Source organism: Mucilaginibacter sp. CAU 1740 (assembly GCF_039839285.1).
In the GTDB taxonomy this organism is placed as follows: domain Bacteria; phylum Bacteroidota; class Bacteroidia; order Sphingobacteriales; family Sphingobacteriaceae; genus Mucilaginibacter.
Window position 1 is genome coordinate 329,367 of record NZ_JBDOQS010000009.1, and the last position, 11,183, is coordinate 340,549.

General features: G+C 42.4%; 8 protein-coding genes. 5 read left to right on the forward strand and 3 right to left on the reverse strand.

Annotated elements, in window-relative coordinates; translation table 11 throughout:
* Positions 1-194 precede the first annotated feature (194 nt).
* The 3 genes from AAFN85_RS20455 to AAFN85_RS20465 all read left to right on the forward strand — a co-directional run bounded on the left by AAFN85_RS20455 (position 195) and on the right by AAFN85_RS20465 (position 5,225).
* The gene (locus AAFN85_RS20455; RefSeq protein WP_347529465.1) at positions 195-1,805 is read left to right on the forward strand and encodes a CTP synthase; all 1,611 of its coding nucleotides are present in this window, start codon (positions 195-197) and stop codon (positions 1,803-1,805) included.
* A 22-nt stretch (positions 1,806-1,827) separates the two neighbouring features.
* Complete coding sequence (gene yidC, locus AAFN85_RS20460; protein ID WP_347529466.1) at positions 1,828-3,666, forward strand: membrane protein insertase YidC; 1,839 nt, start codon at positions 1,828-1,830, stop codon at positions 3,664-3,666.
* Between the two features lie 194 nt (positions 3,667-3,860).
* Positions 3,861-5,225 (forward strand): exonuclease domain-containing protein, encoded by a 1,365-nt coding sequence (locus AAFN85_RS20465; RefSeq protein ID WP_347529467.1) that lies wholly within the window; start codon positions 3,861-3,863, stop codon positions 5,223-5,225.
* A 229-nt stretch (positions 5,226-5,454) separates the two neighbouring features.
* On the opposite strand, the gene AAFN85_RS20470 is transcribed toward AAFN85_RS20465, so the two are convergent.
* From AAFN85_RS20470 to AAFN85_RS20480, 3 genes are read right to left on the reverse strand one after another with little or no spacing between them, the layout of a single operon-like run.
* Positions 5,455-7,050: an MFS transporter gene (locus tag AAFN85_RS20470; RefSeq protein ID WP_347529468.1), complete on the reverse strand. Its 1,596-nt coding sequence runs from the start codon at positions 7,048-7,050 to the stop codon at positions 5,455-5,457.
* Positions 7,043-8,119 (reverse strand): HlyD family secretion protein, encoded by a 1,077-nt coding sequence (locus AAFN85_RS20475; protein ID WP_347529469.1) that lies wholly within the window; start codon positions 8,117-8,119, stop codon positions 7,043-7,045. The genes AAFN85_RS20470 and AAFN85_RS20475 overlap by 8 nt, the downstream gene beginning before the upstream one ends.
* 1 nt (position 8,120) lies before the next feature.
* The gene (locus AAFN85_RS20480) at positions 8,121-9,461 is read right to left on the reverse strand and encodes a TolC family protein (RefSeq protein WP_347529470.1); all 1,341 of its coding nucleotides are present in this window, start codon (positions 9,459-9,461) and stop codon (positions 8,121-8,123) included.
* 88 nt (positions 9,462-9,549) lie between these two features.
* Between AAFN85_RS20480 and AAFN85_RS20485 the strand changes: the two genes are divergently transcribed.
* On the forward strand, positions 9,550-10,341 hold the full coding sequence (locus AAFN85_RS20485; RefSeq protein WP_347529471.1) for an AraC family transcriptional regulator: 792 nt from the start codon (positions 9,550-9,552) through the stop codon (positions 10,339-10,341).
* Positions 10,342-10,433: 92 nt separating this feature from the next.
* Positions 10,434-10,970 carry a pyridoxamine 5'-phosphate oxidase family protein gene (locus AAFN85_RS20490; RefSeq protein ID WP_347529472.1) on the forward strand — a complete coding sequence of 179 codons (537 nt, stop codon included), beginning with the start codon at positions 10,434-10,436 and terminating at the stop codon, positions 10,968-10,970.
* Positions 10,971-11,183 lie beyond the last annotated feature (213 nt).

Genomic DNA, 11,183 nt, shown 5'->3' on the forward strand with positions numbered 1-11,183 from the left:
CATAGTGGAAAACGCGCCCTAAGTCCGTCCATCATCACAACACCTTTACAATCAAAAAATTACATTCAACACAAACTTAACCGTTCTCTTTTTTAAAAACAGATATAGCAAAGCCCTAAAAATTTTCGTACTTTTGTATCCCGTACAGAAACAATTGGTCGCGGCATAAAAGCCCGGTCATTTTCAAAAAAATCATGACTAAATATATTTTTGTTACGGGCGGTGTTACCTCATCGTTAGGAAAAGGTATTATCTCTGCTTCATTAGCCAAACTACTTCAGGCGCGCGGTTATCGTGTAACCATCCAAAAATTTGATCCCTATATCAATATCGATCCGGGAACATTGAACCCTTACGAGCATGGTGAATGCTACGTTACCGAAGATGGTGCCGAAACCGATCTTGACCTTGGCCACTACGAGCGTTTCCTGAACACCCCTACTTCAAAAGCCAACAACATAACTACCGGTCGTATTTATCAAAATGTGATCAATAAAGAGCGTGAAGGCGCGTTTTTAGGCAAAACTGTACAGGTAGTGCCCCACATTACCGACGAGATAAAAAGAAACTTCCGCATTTTAGGCGAAAACGGCGAGTATGATATCGTGATCACCGAGTTGGGTGGTACTGTAGGCGATATCGAGTCGTTACCATATATTGAGGCTGTAAGGCAGTTCCGTTGGGAAATTGGCTCAGGTAACTCATTGGTGATCCACCTTACTCTGGTTCCTTTCCTTGCAGCAGCAGGCGAATTGAAAACCAAACCAACCCAGCACTCGGTTAAAATGTTGTTGGAGTATGGTATCCAACCGGATATTTTGGTTTGCCGTACCGAGCACCATTTAACTAACGATATCCGCAAAAAGATCGCGTTGTTCTGTAACGTAAATATCAACGCGGTTATCGAATCGATAGATGCACCAAGTATTTATGATGTGCCATTGTTAATGCTGAAAGAACAGTTGGACAAAACTGTACTTACCAAACTAAAACTTCCGCATAAATTAGAACCAGACCTGGAAAACTGGAAGGATTTCCTTGGTCGCCTTAAAAACCCTACTGCCGATGTTCGCATCGCTTTAGTTGGTAAATATGTAGAGTTGCCGGATGCTTACAAATCAATCACCGAGGCATTTATTCACGCAGGTGCTAAACAAGAGTGTAAAGTAAGGGTTGAATACATCCCATCTGAGCAGTTAACACCCGAAAATGCTGTTGAAAAACTAAAAGGTGTACATGGCGTATTGGTTGCCCCTGGCTTCGGCGAGCGTGGTTTTGAAGGTAAAATTCAGGCCATTCGCCATGTGCGCGAAAATAATATCCCATTCTTCGGGATCTGTTTAGGTATGCAATGCGCTGTGGTTGAATTTGGCCGGAATGTTTTAGGCCTTGAAAACGCTAACAGTACCGAAATGAATGCAGAAACTCCTCACCCGGTTATCGGTATGATGGAAGATCAGAAAACCATCACTCACAAAGGTGGCACCATGCGTTTGGGCGCCTATCCTTGCGATATTAAAAAGGGTACTAAAGCGGCCGCTATTTATGGAAAAAACCGTATTTCTGAGCGTCACCGCCACCGTTACGAGTTTAACAACGACTATCTGAAACAATACGAGGCTGCTGGCCTTACCCCATCTGGCATAAACCCTGATAATGGCCTGGTGGAGATTGTGGAGTTAAAAAACCACCCGTTTTTTGTTGGTTCGCAATTTCACCCCGAATTAAAATCAACAGTTGCTAATCCGCATCCACTTTTTATTAACTTTGTCGCCGCTTCGCTGGCTTATGCCCGCAAAAAATAAGTAATTGTACGATAATTAGATAATGGATAAAAATACGTTTACAGGATTATTCCTGATCATGGCGATCATTGCCGGCTCGATATACTTTTTAAAGCCATCGGAGGCCGACCTGAAAAAAGAGCGCGAAGTACAGCACCAGGACTCACTGAAAAAAGCAGGATTGGCCAAAGCTGATAAAGCAAATGCTACTGCCAACTTTGATACCAGCAAAACAGCTAAGGTTGATTCAAACCTGCTTAAACTGCCTTTTGGCGCAGCATCAGTTGGCAAGCAAGAGTTTGTTACCATCCAAAACGAGGAACTAATTGTTAAATTAAGCACTCAAGGTGGTAAAGTAGCATCGGTTGAATTAAAAAACTACAAAACCTTTGATAAAAAACCTTTAATCCTTTTTGATGGCGATAAAAATCAATTTGGTTTAAAATTCGCTGCCGGTGTAGCTAACATCAACACCAACAATTACTTTTTTACACCAAGTGTAAAAGAGCTTAATGTAGCCAAAGCAGATTCTGGTTCAGTTACCCTGCGTTTAAGCTACAGCCCTACCCAGTACATTGATTATGTGTACACCTTAAAAGGCGAAGGCTTTAAACTGGGCCTAACCATTAAACCTGTTGGTTTAGACGCGGTAATTGCTAACAGCGGCGCGTTAAACCTTAACTGGGCAGCCAGCCTCCACAAACAGGAAAAGGACATGAAAATGGAGCGCCAGTATTCAACAGTGTATTACTATAATACAGATAATGATGTTGATTACCTGAGCGAAACCAAAGACGACCAGAAAAGCATTGGCGATAAAAAAATGGCCTGGGTTGCCTTTAAGCAACACTTCTTCTCGAACGTGCTTATCGCTAAAAACAGCATCGCTAAAACTGACTTATCAGTTGCTACAGATGTAAATGATACTACCGACGTAAAACAAATGAAAGCCGACCTGTCGCTTACCCGCGGTACGGATGGAACTTTCCCGTTAGAGTTTTACTTTGGCCCTAACCGTTTTAACACTTTAAAAGACCAAGGTCATGACCTTGATAAACTGGTTAACCTGGGTTGGGGACCATTAAAATACATCAACCGTTTTGCGGTATTGCCGGTATTTAACTTCCTGAACAAGTTTAACTGGAACTACGGCTTGATCATCCTTGTTTTAACGGTATTGTTGAAGCTGGTATTATCACCACTTACCTACAAATCATACCTATCAATGGCTAAAATGCGTGTATTGAAGCCGGAGATGGATGAGATCAAAGCCAAAGTTGGTGAAGATAACCCTACCCTATTACAACAGGAATATCTGAAGCTTTACAAAAAAGCAGGAGTAAACCCACTGGGCGGGTGCTTACCGTTGGTTATCCAAATGCCGATAGTTATCGCGTTCTTCCGCTTTTTCCCAAGCTTATTTGAGCTAAGGGGCGAAAGTTTCCTTTGGATGCATGACCTTTCAACTTATGATTCGGTTATCAAATTCGGAACATCACTTCCGTTAATTGGTGATCACATCAGCGCGATGTGTTTATTGATGACCATTTCAACGCTCATCTACACATATTTCAACAACCAGATCTCGGGTGCTACCGGACAAATGAAATACATAGGTTACATTACGCCTATCGTTTTCCTTTTCACACTTAATAGCTACCCATCAGGTTTGAACTATTACTACTTCCTGGCCAACATGTTCACCTTTTTACAGCAATACCTGATCAAATTTATGGTTGATGATAAAAAGATCCATGCCCAGATCCAGGAAAACAAAAAGAAACCTGAAGACGCTAAAAAGAAAAAATCAGGCTTTAGCGCTAAAATGGAAGAAATGATGCGCCAGCAACAACAGGTGCAGGCTAAGAATAAGAAGTCTTAAGTCGGAAGTCCGAAAGATATTGAAGCCCCTGGGAATTTAGTTTTCAGGGGCTTTTTCTTTGTTTTCTTTAACAAAACAATTCTATTTAAAAATCTATGGGTTTTCCAATTTTCTGATTACTGACTTTCAGACCTCCCCGACTTTTTTCAAAATCCAACTAAAATAATTAGCAAAATTATATTACATTTGAAATAATGTATGCAATTGTCGATATCGAAACCACCGGAGGTCATGCCAGCGCGAATGGCATTACTGAGATAGCCATTTGCATACACGATGGTAAAAAAGTAGTGAAACGCTTTGAAACCTTGGTGAATCCTCAACGCGACATCCCTATTTACATCAGCGCTCTAACCGGCATTACCAACGAGATGGTTAAAGACGCGCCTCTTTTTGAGGATGTGGCGGCTGATATTTATCACCTCATCCATGGGAAGATCTTTGTTGCCCACAATGTAAACTTCGATTTTTCTTTTGTTCGATATCACATGGCCGCGGCAGGGTACGATCTGCAAAGTAATAAACTGTGCACGGTTAGATTGGGGCGTAAAATAATGCCGGGATTGCCTTCGTACAGTCTGGGCAGGTTGTGTAAGCATCTGGGTATTGATAACCAGGCACGTCACCGCGCCATGGGCGATGCAGAAGCTACTGCCGAGTTATTCACCTTGTTATTGAATAGCGATACAGAGAACCACATTAAGCAATCGCTTAAACAAGGTTCAAAAGATCAGGTACTACCACCCAATCTTTCCAAAAAAGATCTCGATCAATTGCCCTACACACCGGGCGTATATTACTTTCATGATCAGAAAGGCAAGGTCATCTACGTAGGTAAAGCCAAAAACATTAAAAAACGTGTGAGCAGCCATTTTACGGGCAATAACCCAGGCTTTCAGCGGCAAGAGTTTTTGAAAAATATCTACCAGATCAGTCATCAGGTTTGTGGGACGGAGTTGATAGCATTTGTGTTGGAGGCTATCGAAATTAAACGGTTGTGGCCAAAGTACAACCGATCGCTAAAGCGGTTTGAGAATGCCTTTTGTTTATATGCTTTTGAAGATCAGCGTGGCTACATTCGCCTGGCTGTTGATAAGTACCGCAAATACAGCGACCCTATATATACCTGCAATTCGTTGCTGGATGGTTATAATTTATTGAATAAACTGATTGAGGCTTTTGATCTTTGCCCTAAACTTTGCTTTGTACAAAAAAATAATGATGTATGTGCAAGCAACTTGGGAAGTGTTTGTGCCTGCGAAGGTGTAGAGCCTGCCGACAGTTATAATAAACGCGTAAACAACGCCATCGATCAGCTTAAACAAGCTTTACCAACTTACGCCATCCGCGATGAAGGGCGTACCGGTGATGAACATAGTTGTATCTTGGTAGAGAAAGGCCAGTTTTATGGTATGGGTTACGTTTCGCATTATTTTTATGCGGATAATGTGCAGCAGCTTAAAAGTCATCTTACACCCTATCCTGGAAATGATTATATTAAGAATATCATTGCTACTTATGCTTCTAAATATCCGGAGCGGATGGTGGTGTTTGGATAGAAATCTTTTTTAGAAAACTAACTTCAGAATACGAGGCACCTACGGAGCCAACTTCAGGATATAGTTCATTCTATAAACACGATACTCCTACGGAGTTAAAATAACAGTTTTTCAACACTCCGTAGGAGTATCGTGTTTATAGATGAAATTCAAACAATATTTTAGGCTCCGTAGGTGCCCCCTACTCTAAAAGCTATTAATTCCACTGCATTTTATCTCAACCGAATTATCAAAACGCCACTGCTTCCGGCACATTTTCCTTCACCTTGATCTTAGTTTGCCCAACCGATGGAAACAAAGCCATTAACAAAATAGTCCCCACAATCAGCCAACTGATCCAATGATAATAATCGACGGAAAATTTGAGCTGTGCCTGGGCGGTAACACTTTTGCTTAACAAACCGTTGGCTATTTTCACAGCCTGATCAGGCGCTACGCCTCGCCCCATCAACCCCTGCTTGAATGTTGCTAATTTCTGAACCGCCATCGGGTTAAGTTGCGTTAACTGCTCCTGAAAACGGTTATAATGATCCTGCTGCCCCCGCAACTGACAGAAATTAATGAGCGCTATACTTGAGCAAAACCCTAAAAACCTTGTAAATATCCCAACTGCCGAACCTGTGTTACCGAATTTGGCCGGGGCTGCAGATACCACAAAAAGGATAATAGGCACCATCAACATCCCCGCTCCCATCCCCTGCAAAAACAGAGGCATGATCAGATCAACAGCCGTAGCCTGGGTGGTGAAAATGAAAGTCATTATTACGTGAAACACCAGCAGGATAATAAATCCGCCGATAAAAATGAGCCGGGTAGGTTTTTTGGCCAGTACCAAACGGGACGCGATGATCACCGCAGCAATAATTCCCGCGATATTATACAGCAGCAAATAGCCCATATGTATGGGATCAAACCCTAAAACCCCTCCCATAAATGATGTAGTGATACCAAACGCCCCGCGAATAATGTAGAAAATAAACAGCAGCAATACGCCCAAAACAAACTTAGGCTGCTTGAAGGCATCCAAGTAGATGTAAGGCTTTTTCAGATTGATCTGCCTTAATATAAAGATCCCTAAAAGCACTACAATAGCTATTAACCGAAACAAGATCCTGTTATCATCCAGCCAGTTGTATTGCTGCCCATATACCAGCACGTAACCAATAAAACCCAATCCTAAAGAATAAATAATAAAACTCGGCCAATCCAAGCGGTACAAAGGTAAAGTTTTGTTAAGCCTTACATTATTCATGATCAAAAACAATAACGCCGCGCCGGGGATGTATGAGTAGACAGCGCATTTGTAGATCATGTTATAATCAAAATTATCGATGATGTTGGCCGTGATGAATGTGGTAAACTGCACTACACAAAGCAAAACGCAATACACCACAGAATATCCTATTTCGCGCGAGCGTTCGGTATGTAGCTTACTGAACATCAGTGTAAGAGTTATACTGATGGTTGCGCAGGTAAGTAAACCCTGTATGTACCGCATGGCCAACAGTAGCAAAAACGAATGGGTTAAATAGCAGATCCAACAGGTAGTAACTAATAAAATGACACTGGTAAGCATATATTCCTTGCCGGCTATGTATTTAAAAAATCTCCCTTCCAATACAACAAAACTGGCCATCCCGCCATATAAAATAATAAGCGAGTACTGTACATCATTGGGACTAACTCCGTAATACCCGGCTGCGGCGTTACCATTGCTTACCGATAAGGCAAACAATACAAGGCCCGGCAACACTACAATAAAAAGGGTGACCCTAATGAGCCATTCGGGCACCCAGGTTTTAAAAACGGGCATGATTTCAGTCATTGCTTGCAGAATTTTTGTTTACACTTACACTTGCATTCATACCGGCACTTAGTTGGGTTACCACGGGGCTATCATCAGTAATTTTGATTTTTACCGGTACACGTTGGGCTATTTTCACAAAGTTACCGGTAGCGTTATCCGGTGGAAGCAATGAAAAACGGGAGCCGGTAGCAGGCGATAATGATAATATTTTGCCTTTGATAGGCACGTCTGGATAAGCATCGATAGTGATAGCTACCGTTTCGCCAATATGCATGTTGTGGAGCTGGGTTTCTTTAAAGTTGGCCACCACCCATTTGCCGGTTTCCTTATCCACTATAAAAGCCAAAGTTTGTCCAAGCTGGATCTGCTGACCAGGCTGTATGGTGCGCTTGCCCATTTTACCGTCGTACGGGGCAGTAATTACCGTGTACGATACATCCAACTTATTCCGTTTCAGGATCAGCTCACGGCGTTTGATCTCGGAAAGTACAGGCGAGATCTGCGATTTATTATCATTCACTTTTGATAAAGCGGCCTGGTAATTATCCAACGCGGCCTGATAATCTGACTGGGCTACGTTTAATGCCGCCTGTACATTTTCCATCTGCTGTTTAGTTGCTGATTCGGCATCAAATAGTTTTTGGTAGCGGGCAAATTCCTGTTGCTGCCTTAACAGTTTGGCTTTAGTCGCAGTGATCTGGGCGCTGCTTACTTTAGCGATTTTATCGGCAGTTGCTACATTGCTTTGCAGGGCGGCTGCCTGATCTTTACCAATCTGGATACCTGCCTGGGCTTCCTGTTGCTGCAGGGCGTACTCCTGGTTATCGATTATTAAAAGCGTATCGCCTTTTTTTACGTCCTGGTTCTCATCGTACCTTATCTCTTTAATAAAACCGCTTACCCTGGCCGTTATGGGGTTGATATATTCTTCAACCTGGGCATCGTCAGTTTCTTCGTATTTAAAAAGGTTAAAAATGGTTATTATGCCCCATATACAAAGGGCTATAGCTATAACACCGGCTATCCATGTAGTTATCTTAGTGATCAGCTTATCTGTGGTGGTATAGGTATTATGTTGCTTGTTCATGTTAAAGTTTACCCGTAATGTATTGTAATTGATAGTACTGAAGCTGCGCGGCTATCTGGGCGGCAGCAAGATCGAAACGCGTTTGCAATAACTGCGTATCGGCATCTAAAAGATCGGTAATGAGCGAGGTTTGGTTAAAGTAGGTGTTGCTTACAATACGCCTGTTTTCGAGAGCTTGTTTAATATTTACCTTGCTCACCTCAACCCGGTTGAGGGCTTCGTTAAAACGCCTGTAAGCCTCATTCACCTGTTGACGAACGTTATCCTGCGATTGCGAATGCTCAATTTCCTGGCTCTCATATTCCAACTTGGCCACTTTAGCTTTATGACTGTTATGATAAAATGAGGAAATGGAAAAAGAAGCCTTTATGCCTCCCATTCCAATACCATACAGGTATGGCGAGTATGGATACAGGAAAATCTGCGGATAGCTATACTTATACATCCCGAACAGTCCTATTTTGGGCGATACATTTGCCCTCACGTTTTTCAATTGTAACTCCCGCAATAGGGTTTCCTGTTCGGATATTTTTAGCTGGTAGGCATTAACGCCCGCATCGGCCAGGTAGTCGTTGTTTGATTTTAGGGCGATTGAATCCTGTTCGCTGTTTTTGGTGGGTTCTACCCGCTGTTCATCAGGCAAACCGATCAGGATATTGAGTTTTTGATTGGCTATCGCCAGATCGTTATTCAATTGTACAAGCGAGAGTTTCTGTTTGGATAGTTTAAGCTCCGCACGTAAAACATCGCTTTTTAAAACAACACCGTTTGCTTTGAGGGTATTGATTTGTTTCAGTTGTTTTTCCTGCGCTTCGATATCTTTCAGCAACAGATCACGAAAAATAATGCTGCGCTGCATATCCAAATAGTAAGCCGCTGCACGTAGTTTCACTTCGGCAACAGTGAGCTTCTTTTGCTCGACCGCGATATTGTTTTCGGTTTTGCGCTCGGCTATTTCGATGTTGGTTTTATTGCCGTTGTACAGGTTAAAGTAGGCATCGGCTCCAACAGTGTGGGTGCTATGCAGCACCTCAAATTGCGATGGCGAATGAAATATCCCATTATTATACACCGGCATATTGGTTATGCGGGCATATTCGCCTTCTATGCTTAACTCGGGCAATCTTTCGGCCTTAGCATCTTTAATTTGTTCTATACTGCCCTGCTGGTGCAGTTCCTTAATTTGTACCGCTTTGCTGTAAGCTGCGGCCCTGTCCCAAACCTGCCTTAAGGTTAAAGGTATGTTGTGCAAACTATCTGTTTGCTTTAACGCCGCGTGCCCTGTTGCGATGGTTTGGGAAAACGCCAGGGAAAGCGCGACGTATTTAAAATATGGTTTCATAAAATTTATGCTGCAAAGTTGGCGCTATTGCAGCGAAGTAATTTTATGTAACTTGCCAAAAGTTTATTCATTCCGGCCAAACATAATTATGATCAATGCCCCAGATTTTTTTGAAGCGATAGACCGCATACCTGAATCTGTTTTTGTAATGCACGAAAAAAACGAGTTCAGGCTGCCCCAACATTCGCACCATAAAGGGCAATTGATTTATATTGAGGGAGGTGTGGCCTACATTCATTTGGTTGAAAAAACGCTCATCATTCCCGCCCGGCATTACGTATGGATCCCGAAGGAAGTGAAGCATTTTATCGAGATGCACCGCTCGGTGGTTATCATATCGCTGTATTTTTATGCTGATGATGATGACGACCACCCTTTTTTTAACAAAGGTGGCATCTATCCAATTAATACCCTGCTGATGCAAATGCTTTCGTACACCGTTAAATGGGAAGGCGATGTTTTACCGGGCGATAAAGCGTTTCCTTTTTTGGCAGGGATCAAAAACGTCCTGCCCGAAATAAGCCGAAAGGCTTTACCGATAGCTTTACCAACTACCGAAAACGAGCGGATGCAACCAGTAATCAAATACATTAGCAACCATGTTTTTGACCCGCTCACCCTCACCTCAGTAAGTAAAGAAACCGGCTTCAGCGAGCGGACCTTAACCCGCCTGTTCCGGCAAACCATGAACATCTCGTTTTTGCAGTATTTTAAATTATTGCGCATGATCAAGGCGATTGAAATGATGCTGCAAACCGATAAATCAATGAGTGAAATAGCTTATACTTTGGGCTACAATAACCTATCGGCGTTCAGTAATATCTTTTACCAGCTTACCTTAACAAGGCCGTCGGAGTTTGCTAAGCAGTTGCAATTATAAAATAAAAATTATCCTTAAAGTTAAAATAAAACAACACAATATCTATCCCGAGGGGTTATCCTTATATCATTTACCAATAAAAACTAAAGATAATGGATAGCATTAATCAACAACAACCCGAGGATAATATTAAAGATCTGAACGGCGATGAAGCCAAAGCCAAGATCAAGCAATTAGCCGAAAGCGCCAAAAGCTGCTTTTTTGTAAGCGATATCAAAACCGGTGTTCCGGCATCGATAAGGCCTATGTCGCCGCAGAAAATTGACGATGAGGGTAATTTCTGGTTCCTGAGCGCTAACGATAGCCATAAAAACCTCGAAGTATCAGGCAATCCTTTTGTGCACCTGCTCTTCCAAGGGTCAGCATATTCCGATTTCCTGAATATTTATGGTATAGCTACCGTTACCGAGGATAAAGAGAAAATAAAAGAACTATGGGAACCAACATTAAAGGTGTGGTTTACCGGGGGTATTGATGACCCGCGCATCAGTGTGATCAAGGTTGAACCTACCGAAGGGTATTATTGGGATAACAAGCATGGTAACGCGGTTGCCTTTGTAAAACAACTCGTCGGTGCTGCCATCGGCAAAACTATTGATGATTCGATTGAGGGGAAATTGGTTGTGTAAGTATAACATTTTACCCCACCACGTCATTGCGAGGTACGAAGCAATCGCACACAGGCGGTCCGCTCTGTATAGTTCGCGATTGCTTCGTACCTCGCAATTGTAAAGGTTAGATAATTCGGTAACAGAATTAGGGATTATTTTTGTTGTTTAGGGTAGCCATATCAATGGGCTTTTTACCATTAATCCCCTGATGTGGCCTTTCCCAGTTATAGT